18 protein-coding genes are annotated in these 18435 nt (G+C 40.7%); all 18 read right to left on the reverse strand.

What is annotated here, in order from left to right:
- Window positions 1–6: 6 nt before the first annotated feature.
- Window positions 7–1074, reverse strand: a complete 1068-nt coding sequence (locus R8P61_08305; GenBank protein ID MDW3647049.1) for a glycosyltransferase family 4 protein — start codon at window positions 1072–1074, stop codon at window positions 7–9.
- Complete coding sequence (locus R8P61_08310; protein ID MDW3647050.1) at window positions 1067–1660, reverse strand: WcaF family extracellular polysaccharide biosynthesis acetyltransferase; 594 nt, start codon at window positions 1658–1660, stop codon at window positions 1067–1069. Before R8P61_08310 ends, R8P61_08305 begins: the two co-directional genes overlap by 8 nt.
- Window positions 1653–2807, reverse strand: a complete 1155-nt coding sequence (locus R8P61_08315) for a glycosyltransferase (GenBank protein MDW3647051.1) — start codon at window positions 2805–2807, stop codon at window positions 1653–1655. The genes R8P61_08310 and R8P61_08315 overlap by 8 nt, the downstream gene beginning before the upstream one ends.
- Window positions 2804–4090 (reverse strand): O-antigen ligase family protein, encoded by a 1287-nt coding sequence (locus R8P61_08320; GenBank protein ID MDW3647052.1) that lies wholly within the window; start codon window positions 4088–4090, stop codon window positions 2804–2806. The genes R8P61_08315 and R8P61_08320 overlap by 4 nt, the downstream gene beginning before the upstream one ends.
- Before the next feature lie 50 nt (window positions 4091–4140).
- Window positions 4141–4860 (reverse strand): glycosyltransferase family 2 protein, encoded by a 720-nt coding sequence (locus tag R8P61_08325; protein MDW3647053.1) that lies wholly within the window; start codon window positions 4858–4860, stop codon window positions 4141–4143.
- Window positions 4861–4876: 16 nt separating this feature from the next.
- Window positions 4877–6040 carry a glycosyltransferase family 4 protein gene (locus R8P61_08330; GenBank protein ID MDW3647054.1) on the reverse strand — a complete coding sequence of 388 codons (1164 nt, stop codon included), beginning with the start codon at window positions 6038–6040 and terminating at the stop codon, window positions 4877–4879.
- Entirely contained in the window at window positions 6037–7227 is a 1191-nt protein-coding gene (locus R8P61_08335; GenBank protein ID MDW3647055.1) for a glycosyltransferase, read from the reverse strand. The genes R8P61_08330 and R8P61_08335 overlap by 4 nt, the downstream gene beginning before the upstream one ends.
- 4 nt (window positions 7228–7231) lie before the next feature.
- Window positions 7232–8305: a polysaccharide deacetylase family protein gene (locus tag R8P61_08340; GenBank protein MDW3647056.1), complete on the reverse strand. Its 1074-nt coding sequence runs from the start codon at window positions 8303–8305 to the stop codon at window positions 7232–7234.
- Window positions 8302–9351 carry a Gfo/Idh/MocA family oxidoreductase gene (locus R8P61_08345; GenBank protein ID MDW3647057.1) on the reverse strand — a complete coding sequence of 350 codons (1050 nt, stop codon included), beginning with the start codon at window positions 9349–9351 and terminating at the stop codon, window positions 8302–8304. The genes R8P61_08340 and R8P61_08345 overlap by 4 nt, the downstream gene beginning before the upstream one ends.
- 5 nt (window positions 9352–9356) lie before the next feature.
- Window positions 9357–10502, reverse strand: coding sequence for an N-acetyl sugar amidotransferase (locus tag R8P61_08350; protein ID MDW3647058.1), 1146 nt, complete (start codon window positions 10500–10502; stop codon window positions 9357–9359).
- A gap of 131 nt (window positions 10503–10633) precedes the next feature.
- Window positions 10634–11401, reverse strand: a complete 768-nt coding sequence (locus R8P61_08355; GenBank protein ID MDW3647059.1) for an AglZ/HisF2 family acetamidino modification protein — start codon at window positions 11399–11401, stop codon at window positions 10634–10636.
- Window positions 11401–12018: an imidazole glycerol phosphate synthase subunit HisH gene (gene hisH, locus R8P61_08360; protein ID MDW3647060.1), complete on the reverse strand. Its 618-nt coding sequence runs from the start codon at window positions 12016–12018 to the stop codon at window positions 11401–11403. Before hisH ends, R8P61_08355 begins: the two co-directional genes overlap by 1 nt.
- 6 nt (window positions 12019–12024) lie before the next feature.
- The gene (locus R8P61_08365) at window positions 12025–13494 is read right to left on the reverse strand and encodes a polysaccharide biosynthesis C-terminal domain-containing protein (GenBank protein MDW3647061.1); all 1470 of its coding nucleotides are present in this window, start codon (window positions 13492–13494) and stop codon (window positions 12025–12027) included.
- Window positions 13495–13520: 26 nt separating this feature from the next.
- Window positions 13521–14675 (reverse strand): LegC family aminotransferase, encoded by a 1155-nt coding sequence (locus R8P61_08370; GenBank protein MDW3647062.1) that lies wholly within the window; start codon window positions 14673–14675, stop codon window positions 13521–13523.
- On the reverse strand, window positions 14656–15642 hold the full coding sequence (locus R8P61_08375; protein MDW3647063.1) for an NAD-dependent 4,6-dehydratase LegB: 987 nt from the start codon (window positions 15640–15642) through the stop codon (window positions 14656–14658). Before R8P61_08375 ends, R8P61_08370 begins: the two co-directional genes overlap by 20 nt.
- A gap of 56 nt (window positions 15643–15698) precedes the next feature.
- Window positions 15699–16748, reverse strand: coding sequence for a nucleotidyltransferase family protein (locus R8P61_08380; protein ID MDW3647064.1), 1050 nt, complete (start codon window positions 16746–16748; stop codon window positions 15699–15701).
- Window positions 16745–17365, reverse strand: a complete 621-nt coding sequence (locus tag R8P61_08385; protein ID MDW3647065.1) for an acetyltransferase — start codon at window positions 17363–17365, stop codon at window positions 16745–16747. The genes R8P61_08380 and R8P61_08385 overlap by 4 nt, the downstream gene beginning before the upstream one ends.
- A gap of 23 nt (window positions 17366–17388) precedes the next feature.
- Window positions 17389–18405: an N-acetylneuraminate synthase gene (gene neuB, locus R8P61_08390; protein MDW3647066.1), complete on the reverse strand. Its 1017-nt coding sequence runs from the start codon at window positions 18403–18405 to the stop codon at window positions 17389–17391.
- Between the last annotated feature and the right edge of the window lie 30 nt (window positions 18406–18435).

Genomic DNA, 18435 nt, shown 5'->3' on the forward strand with positions numbered 1-18435 from the left:
ATTAAGTTAGGCTATAACACTTAAAAGGGTTTCAGACCAGGTGTCTGGACTAATCTGTTTACTTATTTCAAAACTCTTTTCGGACATTTGATTCAATTCATCATCGCTATGAAGGATGATTTTTCGGAGTGCATCTTTGATCTCTGCGCTCTTATGTTTTCCGTAGAGATATCCATTCTGTCCATCCTTCAGAAATGCCGTTACTGCCCCACTTCGAAGTGAACTTATCAAGGGAAGGCCTGCACCAGCAAATTCGTGTAGTACTACCCCCCAGGGATCATCTGTACTAGGAAAAACGAAACAACCACTTTCTGCAGCCAGTTCGGGCAATTTTTCTGGTTGAATAAAGTCCAAAAACTTTACGGCTTCCTTTCCTTCCAATCGTTCACGCATAGGACCACTGCCAGCCAGGGTCAGGCTCCAGTCGTGTTGCATCTCTTCTTTTAGCTGGCTAAAGGCTTCGATGAGTATATCCAGGCCTTTGTGCTCAACAAAGCGACCAACGTACAGGAAATTATGCGGGTATGTTTTTTGTTTTTTGTCTCGGTAGGTATGATAAGCTTGCTGGAAAGGTGTAAGGTCTGCAGAATAAAATCCACGAAGGATATTCTCATTTGCAAATCCTAATTTCTGGGCAAATTTATACTGAGGATCTCCCGGAACCCATATATGAGTAAAGAAAGGCTTTAAATAAAAAGGACTGGCCAATCGGGCCAATTGCTGTCGAGCATTGCCTTTCCACCGATTGTCCATACCGGCTATGACGATTTTTCCGTCCCTTTTGATCCGCTTTGCTAAAGCTTTGTATTCTGGATCCATCCAGCCGATGGTGAATACTAATTCGGGCTCAAGGCTTTTATAGAGTTCGAATAAATCTTCTTCACTAAAATCATCTTTGGAATACAGGTGAACACCTTTATATTCACGAAAAGCAAAAGGTGCTACCGGATTTATGGGCCAGTGTACGATATGGACTTCATAGCCGTGCTTGAGATGTAAATGTTCAGCACATGCCAGAAAATAGGCAGCCATCTCAGAATAATAGAGCAATATATTTCCCGGTGATCTATCCATGTTTTTCTTCAATGCTTCTTTTACGAACGGCCTGAGCAGGATTTCCCTGATAAATGGTCCAGGCATTCAAATCTGAGTTTGCAACGGAGCCAACGCTTAGTATGCTGTGAGAATAACATTTTACTCCCGGGCAAACGGTAGCCTGGGCCCCAATCCATGCACCTTCTTCCAGTTCAATTTCTCCCAGCATCAGATCGAAACTAGCTTTTTTATAATTATGATTACCGGTTAGTAGCATAGCGCCTTGAGATAGGCAGCTATGCGCGCCAATTTTCACTTCAGCCAGATTGTCGATCCAGACTTTTTCTCCAATCCATGCATAGTCTCCAATTTCCAGTTTCCAGGGGTATTTGATGTTTACGGCAGGTTTAATAATTACGCCTCTTCCAACTTTTGCCCCAAACAAGCGGAGAAAAAAGACCTTTAGCCCAGAGATGGGATTCAGGGGATTGATGAAGAAAACGACATTTACCATGTACCAAAGGCTGCGCAGGAAGATATTCTTTCCTGTATCAAACCAGGAGTTATCATAGGTGTCCAGTCGGGTGCTATGTGATTGTTTTTTATCCAGCATTATCTCATACATGTTGAAATAAGTGTCTATATCGTTCTTTCGTCTTCGAATCAGCCAGGTAATTCTTCCCATATAACCAACTGGATTTTGACCAGCTATCCCAATTTTCCTGATCCATTTGGGTTAAATTTTCGATTACTTCTTTATACTTATCAGTGTCTGATAGAGGAATATCCCAGCCCACCTTTTTGGATTCCAGATTGCGCCAGGGAGTTTGATCGCTGATCAAAACCGGACAGGCAGATAATATTGCTTCAAAAATGGCATGTCCAAAGTTTTCTCCATGAGTAGGTAAAACAAAGAGGTGATAGTTTTCCAATTGCTTCATTACCTCTTCATGGGGAAAAACTCCCAGATACTCCATGTTCAGGTTTTCTTCCAGTTCATTTGCTAGTTTCTGACAATGCTCCCAATATGCAGCATCCTCTATAGGGCCTATGATATCCAAATCGAGGCGTGCTCTTGTTCCCCTCAGAATTTCCAGGAAGAAATCCAGATTTTTTTTGGGACTGATCCGCGAAAAGAAAATAGCTTTGAGGAATCCTTTATCTTTCTTCCTTGTTACTCTTTCCTTTAGGTGGGAGTGTGGAAGATTTTCAATGATAGAGATGGGTGTTTTAGGATTAAAGTATTTGACTATATCTTTTTGCTCCTGTTCATCCGTTGCTTGAAAATATAGTTGTTTACTTAGCCCCAAGATTTTCAAAGCAGCCAGATATAACTTTTTCTTGCTGGACTTATATTGTAAGGCTCCTGCATGAAGCATACCTCTGGGAGCGAGAATCCATTTTGTTTGTGCCGCGCTACTTTTTCTGGCCAGGAGAGGGAAAAAGCAGAATGAAGTAGAGAATAGATTGTTCAGGTAAACAAAATCGGGATTGATCTGACTAATTTCTTTTCTCCAGAAACTCAAGCTCAGATTGTCTGGGCTCACATATTTTACTTTTATACCCGTATCAAAATCAATCCATGAATTGGTTTGAATGTTATCATAGGATTGGTAATCTCCAAAGTCCCGATCCCCGGTTATAATGTAGATATCATACTGATCTCGCATCCCGTATGAAAAATTTACACAAGAGCGGATCGGCCCACCCGCTTTATATCCCGGGGCAAACCAGTCAATGGATATCAATATGCGCTTTCGCCCTTGACTCATAGCTTTGGTTTGAGGTTTTTGTAGGATATTAAAAAGGATAAAATGACAAAGAAAAAGAAAGTGAATGCATTGAGCGATGAATTCAACCAACTTTCAAAATTTGCAGAGATCAGGACTACGATGATAAAGGGAAAGGCGAACTTCTTTACTTTAACCTTTCGGAAAAGAGCGATCAGGAATATCACGAATGGAATAGAACCTAAAATACCATTATTCATCAGGAAGGTTAGATAGGAATTGTGCATTCCTCCCTGGTGCTCAGTTGATACAAGGAATTCTCTCAACTGATAAAAGAAGTATTCTTCGTAGCCGAAACCTCTTCCTATCCAAAGATTATTTTGTATCTCCGTTAAGCCCAATCCCCAGGCCAGGAATCGGCCCGTTCCGGTTTTTAAAGACTCTACTCGAAGAAATTCTTCCAAACCTACCAAGCCTACCAGGGTTTCCAGGGGAACCGCCGTAAATATGAATACTATAATGGGCAAGCCGAAGAACCAGAAAAAATTCCGTCTCAGTTTTCCTCCTTTGTAAATGAGGTAAAGGGCAAAAAATAAGGAAGTTGTCCCTAAGGCCGTTCGTGATTCAGATAATATGATGGAAAAAAATCCTAGTCCAATTAAGACAAAAGCTGCTCTTTTCTTTTCGGGAAAACGGTTGAACATCATGACCGCAAATGGGATCATCATGGTAGAAAATGTTCCCAATCCATTGGGGTTTCCAAAAAAGCCTCTGTAGCGGCCATTTAGAAAAGCCCAGTTTGGACTCACTACCAAAAACAATAGGCCGAGGATATATACCAGTATAGCCAGGTAGAGGAAATTGTTGAGCAACTGATGGCGAGCTTTTTTAAAATAATGAGGAACAAAACTCAGACAGATAACCAAAAGGAAAAAATAGGAGATAGCTTTAGAAAAGGCGATTCCTTTTACAGGACTCAGAGCGACTCCTATCATTGCTACCAAAAAGAAGGGAATGCTAATGAGAAGGAGTCTATTAAAGGCATACCTGCCTCTGGCTATATCATAAACAGTTTTTACAAAAAGCAGAGAAATAGCCACATAACGCATCCCTTTAAAAGGCAGGAAAAAGTATAGCCTACTATCACCCAGAATCAAGGTGAAGGCAAACATCAGAAGCATCCAGTTATTCCTTTCTCGGATTGCCCAGACAAGCATGATGCCTGCCAGTACTACACTTCCGAGTACCGGATGTATGTTTCCCAGTAGCATCAAAATGAGGCAACTGGATAACACAGGTGCGTTATGGGTTAAAAACTGTTTCACCTTGCTAGGTATCCTTGGATACCTGTGTTTTGTTTATGTCAGGGGGAGTGTTAGCGTCCCCAGAATCCGTATTTAAAGATACAGTAAATGGCTCTGAATCCGTCTTTCCAGCCTATCTTCTTCCCTTCATCATAGGTCCTTCCATAGTAGGAAATACCCACTTCATAGATCCTTATGCCAGACACTCTGGAAATCTTTGCGGTTACTTCCGGCTCAAATCCAAAGCGTTTTTCTTTGAGTTTCAGGCCCTTCAAAATTTCACTTCTGAAAAGCTTGTAACAAGTCTCCATGTCTGTCAGATTGAGATTGGTGGCAGCATTGGAAAGAAAGGTCAGAAACTTATTTCCGATTGAATGCCAGAAAAAGAGAATACGATGAGGCTTTCCTCCCATAAAGCGAGAGCCGTAAACCACATCTGCTACGTTTCTCAACATGGGTTTGAGCAAGAGGTTATATTCATGCGGGTCGTATTCAAGGTCTGCATCCTGAATGATGGAATACTCTCCACTGGCTTCTTTGATGCCGCTATGAAGGGCGGCACCCTTGCCCATGTTTTTTTCATGCTTGAAGTATCTGATATTCAGATCTGCATGCTTTTTCTGATACTCAAAGATCTTTTCTTCCGTCTTGTCACTCGAACAATCATTTACGATCAGAATTTCCTTTTGGAGACCTTCAATGAGCTCTACCTCACGAATCCTATCCAGGATATTGTGGATGGTGGCCTCTTCATTGTAGGCGGGAATAATGATCGAAAGTGTCTGAGACATTGGGTAATCTTAGGAATTAGCTAACAGCTAGCGAATTACTACTAATTTTTTCAATTTTATTTAATGTTTGATTAATTATTTCCGGCCACATGAAGTCTGATTTTATCTTTTCAATCGAATTGTTCTTTTTCTGAAGGAGAGTTTGTTCATCCATTGCCAGGACTTCTTCCATGGCGTCGCGAATTCCTTTCTCATCGGCCGGTAGAATTAGCCTGCCATTTTCTTCAGAAACCATGGCTGAAACAGCTCCCACATCACTGCTTATAATATAAAGGCCAGAAGCCATAGCTTCCAGGATCACATTAGGCATACCTTCTGAATAACTGGGGCAGACCAGTACATCAGAGGACCGTAAGATTTCTTTGATCTTTTGGCTACCAAAAATCTTTCCATGAAAGATAAAAGCATCTCCTTTGGGTTGTAGATGTTCTGGTATTGGGCCAATAAAATGAAATTCGAACCTTTGGGAGTCGGGGTAATTATTTAGGACCTTAAACAATTCTTCTATTCCTTTCCTGCGTTCATACCTGCCCAGAAAAACAAAACGCTTCGGGCTTGAGACAGATGTTCTTTCTTTGGCTATCCAACTTTCTTCTATTCCACTGGGAAATTCAAGAATTCTCTCTTTTTCAATGCCAAGTGATTCTATTATCTTACTAATACCTCCTCCATAAGAGAATACATAATCCGCATGCAGGCTGTTCCATCTTATCGGTCTTCTCAACATATAGTGTTGAAGTTTTACCTTCCAATTGGGAGCCAACTGATACATTTCATATCCGTGAAATTTAACTCCGCAAGGCGCAACCCTTAGTCCTTTGGCCTTCTCTTCCAGTAATTTCCAGCCTGCAAATCCTTTGATATATATAAAATCTGCATCCAGGGACCTCATTTTGAATTCTTTGTAAACTGCTTTGGAATAGGCATAGGAAGCCCTCACATAATGTCCGGGTAATCCGGAGCTACTCGGCCAGGGGATGACGAATGATCTGAGTTTAGTCTTTTCTTCTTCGGTAAATACTGACAATGCTTCGATGTCCTTACTCAACTCCCAATGGGTATGGTAGAGATCAACTTCAATTCCTTTTTGCAAGAAGAATTTGCAGAGATAATAGCTGTGTCTCTGCATTCCTCCCATTACATAGGGATATATTCCATCTGTCAGTAAGGCGATTTTCATAACTTATTCTCCAAAACAGGAGCTCCCGTATCCTTTTGGCCTTTTTTTGCAGGCTTTAGGTGTGTTGATATTTTCTCTGTGATATTGCCAAATATAGCTTCCCAGGTAAAGGATTGTTTAACTTTCTCATAAATAGCATCCCCATATTCCTGTATGCAGGAAGGATTTTCAACAATGTAATCCAGCTTTTCTGCAAGGGCAGTTGAAGAGGTGTTTTCGAAAAAGAGGATTTCTGAATCTGAAAAATTATTTACCAGGTTTTCAAGTTCGGGGCAAACGACCAAATGCTTGACTGCGGCATATTCATACAACTTCATAAAGGAGAAATAATGCTCTCCGCCAGAAATAACTCCCAGATGATACTGAGCTATTTGATCTGGTAATTCATGTCGAGCAACCGGACCATGATAGGTGTAGCTGACTTCTTCGGTCAAGCTTTTAAGCGCCTCTTCAAATTCGTATCCAATGAAATGAAAGTGTAGCGAACTAGCATGCTTCATCTGAGAAAGGGCTTCTGCCAGGATATCAAATCGGTGATGAGGCATAAGCTTGGCCACTACACAACAGTGAATTTTATCTTTTATTTCATGCTTGCGTGATTCAAATTTTAGCATTGTGTCTAGCGGAATGCCATTTTGTATCACTTCCCAGTTCTGATTTTTTAGTTTGAGAAATTGATTTTGATTCCCTACAAAGAAAGCTCGATGGGTCCTGTTGTATGCCCATTCTTCCAGCCATTTCGCAATAGGGTTGAACCAGGAGTAATAGTATTGTTTCATCTCCCGAAAAAAGACCCAATTGACTTCATAAAAGTGAGGAATGCCTAAGATACGACTGGCTATGATTCCATTGTAATTCAGATATTCAGCACGTTCATAAACAAAGTCCGGCCGTTTTTCTTTCAGGGCTTTATAATATTGTCGGAAATGGAGATGATTTTTAATGAGCTTTTTCAGATCTCTAAGAATCCCAACCGGGCCACTTTTCCCAAATCGAACCTGTTGAGCTTTTTGCGACTTTTGTTCGCTTGAGTCAGTTTGTTCATATACTTCTCCCGTAGCAAGGATTTCTATATCAAAGGATTTTTTCAGGTATCTAAGACCTGTATTAATGTGTTCAGAAGGACCTGAATTGGGCCTCAGCATTTGTTGATCCGGGATGATATAATATCCAAAGGTTTTACTCATTTAGCTAGCTTGCATGTTTATATAGGTGGTCGTCCAATAATCCTTCCATCTGTTGGTCGTAACCTTTTGCCTGCCACCAATCCAGGTATTCTTTGTGTGTGGGCATCCAGGCACCCAGAGATTGGCTGTATTCTATTATCTCTCTAAAGAACTTACCCATTTCTCCCTGCATATAATTGTTGTGCCAAAGGAAGGTACATACCCCATTTACTTCCTTAATTCGCTCTATGATCAATTTGCAGAGAGCAAGAGAATAGTGGTATTTGCTTTTCTTTTTCAGAAAAAGAGCTACATCCATAATCACGAGCGGAAAAATGAAGAGTTTGCTTCTTTCTCCTACTTTTTTACGCAGTCGAAAAGGGTAACACATCCCATTTCGAAAACCTACTTCCCGTGAAAATCCGAGACTGGCATCATAGCGAAAGTTTAAGTTCTCGAGAATTTCCCAGGTATGAGGAATTTCTAAATTGAGGAAATGGCTACGATATCCGATAAGGACTTTTTTTGTGATGCTTTCCAGTTTGTTTTTCTCTTCCTGCATTTTTTGCTCATCTGCATAAGCATCATGCCCTCCATGCAATCCGATTTCGTGTCCAGCTGCTTGTATTTTAGCTATTTCATCTTCTACCTGCTCGATACGATAATTAAAATCCCTCTCAGGAGATTCGAGCGCAAGGAAATAAAAACTCGAGCTTAGCTTGTATTCATTTAGGAGTTCCAGCGTATGCTCGATTCTCCAGGACTCATTGATCTTTCTATTGCTGATAGACCTAAAATGATAGTTTGCCTTAGGTCGATTACCGGAAAGTAAGCCCACGCTTCCCCAAAATAGATTGCCTTTCAAACTATTATGGTTATAGAGCAGGTCAATGTCGTGGCTCACACACATGGCGAAAGTTTTCCCCTCCGGATATTCTGGGCGAAAACCCTGCTTGTGTAGAAATTCTGAAACTTCAGCGAAATAATAACTTTTAGAATCCTGCGAGGATATCTTTTTATTCTTCTTTGGTATAATGGGTTTTTGCTGGAATTCGTATTCCAGATTTAAAAGTTTATATAGCTGATCCGTTTTAATCATTTACTCGCTGCCAGAATAGCCTTTGCTTCATTGCGAATTTGATAAATCCGCTCTATTATTTCTACCACTTTCAAACCTTCCAATGCATTGGTACTAATGCTCGTTTCTCCTCTTAGCGTTTTGATTACATTTTCGACCACATATATATGATTAGCAGCTGAACCTTTGTAGTATCCATAGTCATTGGGGGGATTTGCTGGTGGTAATTCCGGCATATCGTAATCCTTTATATTACAAAACTCAACTTCATTCATGTATTGTCCTCCGACTTTTACCGATCCATTTTCTGCAACTATGGTAAGGCTACTTTCGAGGTTTGAGTGAAAAACTGCGGTTGAGTAATTAATGCAGCCCATTCCCCCTTTCATGAAGCGGAAATTTACCATTCCACTGTCCTCAAAATCTGTAGAATGTAGATGGGAAAAATCACTGAATTTCCCCTCGATATCCGTAATATCTCCAAATAACCAAAAGAGAATATCTATAAAGTGAGAGAACTGGGTAAAGAGCGTACCCCCGTCCATATCTTCAGTACCTTTCCATCCTCCAGGTTTATAATATCTGTCATCCCGATTCCAGTAGCAATTGGTTTGCACCATATAAATTTTGCCAAGAATTCCTTTTTCTATAATGTCTTTCAACCATACAGATGGGGGAGAATAGCGGTTTTGCATAACGCAGAAAACCTGTTTGGACATTTGCAGGGCTTTAAATATGATTGACTCGCAACCTGCTTTGGTCAAGGCCATGGGTTTTTCGATAACCACATGCTTTGAAGATTCCAATACCTTGAGCGCATGGATCTCATGCAGCCCATTAGGAGTTGCAACCGTAACAACATCCAGGTCTGGTTCTGCCTTCAACATTTCATCGATATCGTGATAGTAGTTTCCATGAAACTCCTCCAGATTCGCATCTTTTTTATCTTTGATATCGCATACAGCCTTAACTTCCGCATAAGGATTGTTCCGGATCATCAAGGCATGTCGCTTGCCAATGTGGCCGTGTCCTACAATTCCGAACTTGAGTATTTTATTTTCTAACATGGTGCTTAATATCTTCTGATATTTTTAATCAGGGGTCTCAGAAATTTTAAGAAAGGATATTGTTCAAAAAAGGATTTGGTATGTCCGTATGCCTTGTGTGGAATAGGAGGCATTTTCATCAATTCATCAAATTCTTTTTCGGTGAATTTCAATTTCTTCAACACAAACTCTTTGTCCTCCTCCAGAAGATCAGGATCATAAATAGGTAATTTAAGTTCTTCCAGAGCTTCTTCTTTGGTCAGTTGACCTGAGCAGATAAGGCTGGAAAGGTGTGCCTTTCTTTTGTCTACCTTGAATTTGGTCGGGAGAATATAGCCTTGATAAAATCGGGTGAAAATGGATTCATAATGTTTGCCTCCATAATCTCTCCATTCCAATTCTTCTATGATGGTCTTCTTCGCATCATCTTTATCATAAGGCATGTAATTAAGAATCTGGATGGTTTCAACCTGCTTGATATTGAGGTAATACAAGCGCTGGAAATAGCCTAAATGAGGATAAGATTTTATGGGACGTGTGCCGAAGCGTTTTTGGATATCCTTAATATTTGTAAAGTCCTTGTATATCCAGGGAGAAGGCAAAATCGCCTCTGTAGCGATATTATTGCCACTCAACATATACTTGATCTTGTTTTTTGAAGCCAATTTGATGAGAGCAGCGTAAATGGCATGATCAGTTAGCGCTTCAATATCGATCACAGATGCTTTGAAAAAAGCAACCTGCATATCTCTGAATTCTTCCCAGTCAATGACATAGGTGTAAAGATCTATTCCCAGTTTGCTGACAACATTTTCTATGTTTTTGACAGCTAATTCAGAATTCCAGCCATTATCGAAGTGAACGGCTAAGGGGCGAAGTCCCATTTTATGGGCCTGATAAGCCAGGTATGTACTGTCAACCCCGCCACTTAGACCGATTAGACAATCATAATCTTTTCCCTTTCCTGAAGCTTTTATTTTGCTAATAATTGCTTCTCTTTCGCTTTTTGCTGGATCCCCCTGACTGAAATCATATTTAGGGAGCGCATCATACATATTGCAGTAACTGCAAACGCCCTGCTCATCAAAGCTCATTCCTGGATCATCATGAGTGTCAAGGATACATCGGGAGCATTGACGTGCCTGTGTTACCGGCTTTTCTATGGTAGTCATTGGGGTGGTTATGAATGTGTTATCTTAGTAAAATTACAGATAATGAAAGGGAAAAATAAGTAAAAAAGCCTGATCCATTACATAAGTTGAAAATATCGGATTAGCTCGATCTTCCCACTTTCCATCAAAAGCTATATTTGTTCAAATACTTCTTTTTTTAAGTCTTTTTGGGAAGGGTAATTGATCAGCACAGCTCTATGCTTTCCCTGAAACACAAATAAGCTCCCTGCTGCACAAGCCGAAGAACCCGCCTGGATCGCTTCCCGGAAATTGCTCACACCATTGGCACCCCCACAAGCAATGAGGGGAACTTCTATTTCTTTGGCTATTTTTTCAACAAGTGTAAGGTCATAGCCTTTTTGGGTACCGTCCAGATCTACAGAGTTGAGAAAAATTTCTCCTGCTCCCAATTGAACAGCCTCTTTCGCAAAATCCAGAGGGTCTCTCTTTGTGTTCTTGCCTTTGCTATGCTGATAGACTTTATAAGAACCAAAGAGGTTCTTTTTTACATCTATCGAAACCACTACTGCCTGACTCCCAAATTGTCGAGCAGCCTCTGTGATCAGACCTGGATTATTAAATGCACTTTGATTGAGTACAATTTTTTCTATCCCATTGAACAAGAGTTCTTTGATCTGTTCTATGCGAGTAATTCCTCCTCCATATGCCAAAGGGATAAAGGCTTCACTGGCAATTTCCTTAATCTTGTCCAGATCCGGTTCTCGACCTTCTTTGCTTGCATCTATATCAAGGATTACAATTTCATCGACCTCCTTTTCATTGAAGATCTTTACTGCATTGATCGGATCTCCTACATATTTGAAGTCCTTAAATTTTACACTTTTTACCAGCCCACCATTTTTCAAAAGTAAAACCGGTATTACCCTAACTCTTCTCATCAGTAATTATTTGCAAAGTTTGTCAATAGTTTCAGGCCAAATTTGTGGCTCTTTTCCGGATGAAATTGTACACCTACTACATTTTCATTTTCTACGCCTGCAATGAAGTCATATCCATATTTCGATCTCAACAATACATCTTTTTCCTCTTCGCATTTCATATGGTAAGTATGGACAAAATAAAAGCGAGGCTCCTTGAACATATCTTCAAATAGCTTGCTTTCCTTCTGGGTCTCCACCTCATTCCATCCCATATGAGGTATTTTAAGGCCAGCATCCATCTTTTCTTCCCGGAATTTTATGGTTTTCCCCTTAATCCACCCCAATCCTGGCAATTCTCCTTCTTCACTGCCTTCAGTCAGTAATTGCGCACCCAGACAGATACCCAATACAGGAATTTTATCTTCCTGAACCCGTTTATTTAACGTTTCAAAATAAGGGGCACTGCTCAATTGGGCCATGCCATAATCAAAAGCCCCCACACCCGGAAGAATCAATTTCTCAGCCTCTTGGATTTCCTCATCGGTAGAGGAAATCCGAGATTTTACACCCGCTTTTTTGAGCATGTTTTTGATTGAGCCCAGATTTCCAACTCCGTAGTTTATGATGGTTATCATGTATATCTAGCTTTGATTTTTTTCTGTTTCCTCTTCGTTTAATTTTTGTCTTGGATCAAAGGATTGAATCAGTTCTTTATTTTTCAGGATCCAAAGTACAGTAACTCCAAGAATAAAAAGGCTTATGCCTACTTTATACAGCCAATATATATCTTTGAGAATATAGACGATGACTGTGGAAATAATGATCCCGAACAACCAATGGAAAGGGAAGTAATTGAGATCTCCCATTTGTCGATACTCTTTGATGAAAAAGCCTGCCATTCCCATAAACAAAAAACCGATAAATGTGGTAATTGCTGCAGCTTCTATCCCATATATGGGAATGAAGATGATATTTAGCACAATGTTTAGTACACCCGCACTAAAGGAAATTAGCCAAATCCGATGGGCTTTCTCATAGTAAAAGAGTTTCACGGCAAAGCCCGCGTAAAGGGGCCGATAATTGAAACCCATGATCATGATGATAGCAAGAGAATAGGCCTCCTGAAGGTCTGGATTGTTAATAAGGATACTGAAGATTTCCTTGAACCAAAGACAGACCAAAAAACTGAAGATCATCATTGTCCCTTGCCAGATAAAGATTAAGTCACGACTTAATCTGAAGGCATCCTTTCTCTTAAGTCCTTGTAAAAACTCAAAAATAACTGGATTGATGGCCATACCCGTTCCATCTACAAAGGCATTGAAGTAATTCCCAAAATTTCCTGCCAGGTTGAAGATTCCTATTTTTTGAATGTTTACCTGATAAAGATCCATCACAATTCTATCAGATGAGGTCAAAAGATAAGAGCCATAATAATAGGGAATCATGGGAAAGGCTACTTTCATTTTTGCCTTAATCAATCTCCATTTAAAATTGAAAATGGGAAGCAATTTTAATTTGTAATAGAGAAAGTAGCTAAAGAACAAAAAGGAGAGGATACTTCCGATGAACCTACTCCAGAACCAGCCCATATAACCCATTTTCTCAAAGGTGATTAACCAAAGATTTATAGCAATGGTAATGAATCCGACCACGATCATCTGAAAGGCAATGGGGCCAGGTTTTTGAGCTACCTGTTGATGTAGAATCCCATATTCTGTAGTTGCATTTAGGAAAGCACTGGGTATGGTATGCATCAAAACGATGGCCCATCTGTTTTCTACAGCTTCTTCTGGCACAACCCAATAAATGATCAAACCCATGAGAAATGCATAGAATAAAGACCATAATGAGATAAAGCCATGCATTTGCCGCCAAAGCCATTTATACTGTTTTCTGTAATGAAAAAAAGCATTTGAGAGAACGATCTTGGTCCCCAATAAATGGATAGCAGACAGTGCAGCCAAATAGGAATAGATTATACCCGCTACTCCATAATCCAGACGAGTCAAGTCTTGAGTTATAATAGGAAGTATAAGGATGTTGGCCACCTGTGGAATTTGAGGAGCCAATCCATAAACTGCGCTATTTGAGAGAATCTTTTTTATCAAGCTTTTCTATCCTAAACTCATTCGCCTCACTTGATGCATGATTTTATGAGTTGTGCAACATATCGAACTTCTTCTTCCTTCAAAGAACTGGAGCTGGGTAAGCTCAAACATTCTGAATGAACCTTTGCAGAAATATCTTCTGATTGGATATAAGGCAAATGTCCAAACATTGGGAGTTGGTTCATCGGCACCCAAAGCGGCCTGGTTTGAACCTTGTTATCGAGGAGTTTTTTGATCAGGTTTTCCTGATGACTACTTCTAATGGTGAATAACCAATTATTGACTTCGACTTCTGGATGGATGTTTTGAAAAGAAATCTCTTCCAACCCAGAAAGTTCCTGCCGATAGATATCGGCATTCCTTGTCCGAACTGCTTTAAATTCATCCAATTGCTCCATCTGTGCAAGGCCCATAGCTGCCAGGATATTGACCAGTCTATAATTGTAGCCTATCTCATCATGTACATAGGCAAATGGGTCTGCTTTTGCCTGGGTGGTGAGATGTTTGGCACGTTGGGCCTTTTCTTCATCTGAAGTAACAATCATACCTCCCCCTCCGGTCGTAATGATCTTATTTCCATTAAAACTAAAACAGCCCAGTTCTCCGAAAGTACCTGCATGTTGGCCTTTATAGCGGCTGCCTAAAGCTTCGGTAGAATCTTCAATCATGACAAGTCCATAGCGTCTGGAAATTTCTAGCAGTTTGTCCATCTCAGCCATATTTCCCAGGACATGGACAGGCATGATTGCCTTTATTCTCTTTCCATCTTTTTTGTAGATCCTTCCGCTTGCTCCTTCTTCCGTTTGCTCGCTCAGAAATTCTTCCAATAAGTTCAAATCCAGCTGCCAACTTCCTTCCTCAATGTCTATGAAGAGAGGATTGGCTCCCGCATAGGCCACAGAGTTTGCACTGGCTATAAAGGTGATATTGGGTACGATGACATAATCATCCCTTTCGACCCCTGCCAGAAGCAAGCAAATATGGAGAGCGGCTGTACCATTTACTGTCGCAATGGCATAGGGAGCTCCACTATAGCTAGCTATGGATTCCTCGAAAGCAGTTACATAAGAACCTACAGAGGAAACCCAATTTGTGTCCAGGCATTCCTTGATATAGGTCCATTCATTTCCGCCCAGGGTAGGAATGGATAAAGGAATGGGCTCAGATATTATAGATTTCATGTTTATAGGTGCTTAGGTTATCTTTTTCTGCAAACCATTTGATGGTTTCTTTAATACCGGCTGTCAGGTCAAACATAGGTTCCCAGTCGGTGAGTGCTTTGATTTTTGCATTTGCTCCCAAAAGTCGCCGAACCTCACTTTTTCCCGGCCTCATTCTCGCTGGATCCTGGATGATTTTTGCGGAAGGATTGATCTGATTGATCATATTCATGGCCAGTTCCCCTATACTGATTTCATCCTGTGTAGCGATATTGATTTCTTCTCCTATGCAGTTTTCTGACCGGGCAATGGCTTCAAATCCTCTTACGGTATCTTTTACAAATACCAGGTCTCGCGTAGGGCTAAGATCACCCAACTTAATTTCCTCCATTCCATTTAGTAATTGGGTAATAATCGTTGGGATTACCGCTCGAGCCGATTGGCGAGGACCATAGGTATTGAAAGGTCTTACAATGCTTACAGGTAATTCAAATGAGCGATAAAAAGATTCTGCTATTCGATCGGCGCCTATTTTTGTGGCACTATACGGAGATTGCCCCTGGAAAGGGTGTTTTTCATCTATAGGGACGTATTGAGCAGTTCCATAAACTTCTGAGGTGGAGGTAACCAGAACTCTTTCCGTTCCCAGCATTTTGGCTGCCTGTAGGATATTGAGTGTGCCTTTTATATTTACATCTACATAACTGTCTGGAGAATGATAGCTATAAGGAATGGCGATCAAAGCTGCGAGATGAAATACAATATCAACATCTTCCATGGCTACTCTCACCCCATTTGGGTCTCTTACATCTCCTGCAAAAAACTCTATCTGATCTCTTTTCTCCTTAGGCAGACTATCCAGCCAGCCATTGCTGCCAAATGAATTGTAAAGAACAAATGCCTTTACCTGATAGCCTGATTCGATTAGATGTTCGACCAGGTGGCTACCGATGAATCCGTCTGCTCCAGTTACCAGTACTTTTTTCATTGTCTTTTTGTTGAGTAAGATTTAATAATGGGTGCTATTTGTGGTGGAAAGCCGAATTAAAATTTGATTTTAGTAACGTCCTCCTGGGCTTTTTTGAAATCTTCAGGCTTACCTATGTCAAGCCAATACCCCAGAATCGGATAATGGGTCACTTTTTTGCCTGACTGTATCAGGGATTCAATCAAATCTGTGGCATTGTAGAAAGTCTCCTTGGGAATAGACTCTGTAAATGAGCGTTTCATCAGGTAAATACCTGCATTTGAATAATAGGTATAAGTGGGCTTCTCTTTGAATGAAACAATGCGATCATTTTGAGATTCGAGCACAGCATATGGAACATTCACTTCATAGGGAGTAGTTGCGATTGTAAGGTCTGCATCAGACTCCATGAATGATCTGAAAAAATCTTCATAGTCTATATTGGTCAGGAGATCGGAATTCATCACCAGAACATAGGGATTCTCAAATGCATCGATCTTACTGATTGCCCCTAGAGTTCCCAGAGGTTGGGTCTCTTTGACATATTGAAAATTTATCCCTCTCTCAGATCCATCTCCAAAATATCGGAGGATTTGGTCTCCCAGATATTTGACGGTGATGTAAATATTGTCAATCCCATATCGGGATAACTGATCTGTATTGTATTCAATAATGGGTTTATCATTTACTTTAAGAAGAGGCTTTGGAGTCTCATCCGTCAGAGGCTGAAGTCTGGAACCTCTTCCGCCGGCCATAATGACTGCGTCTATAGGTAGAACACTTCTCTTTACCGAAAAGTCAATAATTCTTGAGATACGCTTTTCTTTATCCAGCATAGGAAGCAGACTTACCTTCCCATTTTTTGCACTCTCTACATCATTCAGGTCAAATTCACACTTTTTGAGGTACCTGAAATTCTTGTTCATAAATTGCTCTACCGGCGCATTTAGGTCAAATCCTTTTAAAAGTGCTCTTCGGATATCACCATCCGTCAGCGTACCTTCCATTTTTCCGTCTTCACTTGTAATAAAGAGCGTCAGAGATCCATTGGGAATTTCATTGATCCGTTCCAGAGCATCTCTCATACTCTGGGTGGTGATAATGGTGTTTTCTTTATAAGAATTCATAGGGCATGTTGTGGGTTTCCGATAACGATAGAATTGTCTTTGATGGGCTTGACGACAACGGTGCCAGCCCCGATGATCACGTTTTTTCCTATGGTAATTCCTGGTTTTACAACAGCATTTGCTCCCACAAGAGTTCCTGAACCAATTGTGACATTGCCGCAGAGAGTTGCACCGGGAGCGATATGTGCAAATTCTCCAATTTGGCATTCATGTTCAATGGTGGAGGAAGTATTACATATTACTCCATCCCTAATTTTTACTAAAGAACTGATATTTGAATTTGGGGCGATCATTACTCCATTTCCCAGCTCTGCAGTTCTTGCTACCCAGGCTGTAGGATGGATGATGTTGACCGGATCTCCCCAGATATCCTTCATTTTTTCACTTAGCTTTTTGCGGACTGCATTTTCTCCAATCGATACAAAGAAATCTGTAAAAGCCGGAAGGCTTCTTTTATCAATAGAATCATCTGTACCCAGGTAAGGCAGTTTAAAAGGGTTAAGGTCCTTTCTGTTTAATTCATAATAGCCAAGGATACTTCTTTGCATATCGTAAAGAATCTCACACGCCACAAATGCATGTCCTGAATATCCAAAAAGGGCTACTTGTTTAGGCATATTTATTAGACAGTTTTGCTTGTTTATGAAAAATCCTGAATGGCAAGTTTATGTCCACTTTTCAAAGGATGCCTCAATTCTTTTCCTAATAAATCCTCGAGCTTCATAGGAGAAATTCCATCACCCGGTCTGAGCATGATAAGATCTTCAGCGGTCAATGACGTGCCTGCTGGAAGGTCGTGTTTCAGATGTATACTTTTCCTGACTATAGTGATATTCTTCTTTTCTGAAGGAGAAGGTTTCTTCTCTTTTTCTCCCAATGCCAATTCAATATTGCGGATCATGCTAATCATCTGATTTAACTCATCGGGCTCCAGGGAGGCCTTGTGATCTGGGCCCTGCATATTCCTATCAAGGGTAAAATGTTTTTCTATACAAGTGGCACCCATTGCTACCGCTGCTACCGGTACCTCTATCCCCAGGGTGTGATCAGAATAGCCTACTTTGATTCCGAAGGTTTCCTGAATCTGATACATTGCTCTTAAATGAACATCCTTCATGGGAGTTGGATACTCCGTATTGCAGTGTAAAACCCAAAGTTTTTCTCTTGATGCTCCATGAGCCAAAAGGATCTCTATTGCTGCACCTACTTCTTCAAGGGTTGACATACCCGTCGAAATGACAGTTGGTTCTTGCTGAAATGCAATTTTTCGTAGATACGGGAGATTGGTAATCTCCCCGGAGGGTATTTTCCATAATCCCAAATCCAGTTCAGCCAATAAGTCAATGCTGTCGAGGTCAAAAGCAGTTGAAAGAAACTTAATTCCCAGTCTATCGGCCTCCTCCATGAGGATATGATGAGCATCTACATCCAGCTCAAGCTTTTTGAGCATCTCAAATTGACCGGATGATTCTCCTATATTCTTGACCTGGTATTCAGCTTGTTTGGCTTTCTTGCTTACTATTTTCTCAGCCTTAAATGTCTGAAACTTCACATAATCCGCCCCTGCCATAGCAGCAGCTGCTATCAACTCTTTAGCAAGATTCAGGTCGCCATTATGGTTTACACCAGCTTCAGCGATAATTAAGGTGGGTTGCATGTTTGTCCGGTTAATGAGCCTTAAACTGAT

The sequence above is a fragment of the Bacteroidia bacterium genome (genome assembly GCA_033391075.1).
Classification (GTDB): domain Bacteria; phylum Bacteroidota; class Bacteroidia; order J057; family J057; genus JAWPMV01.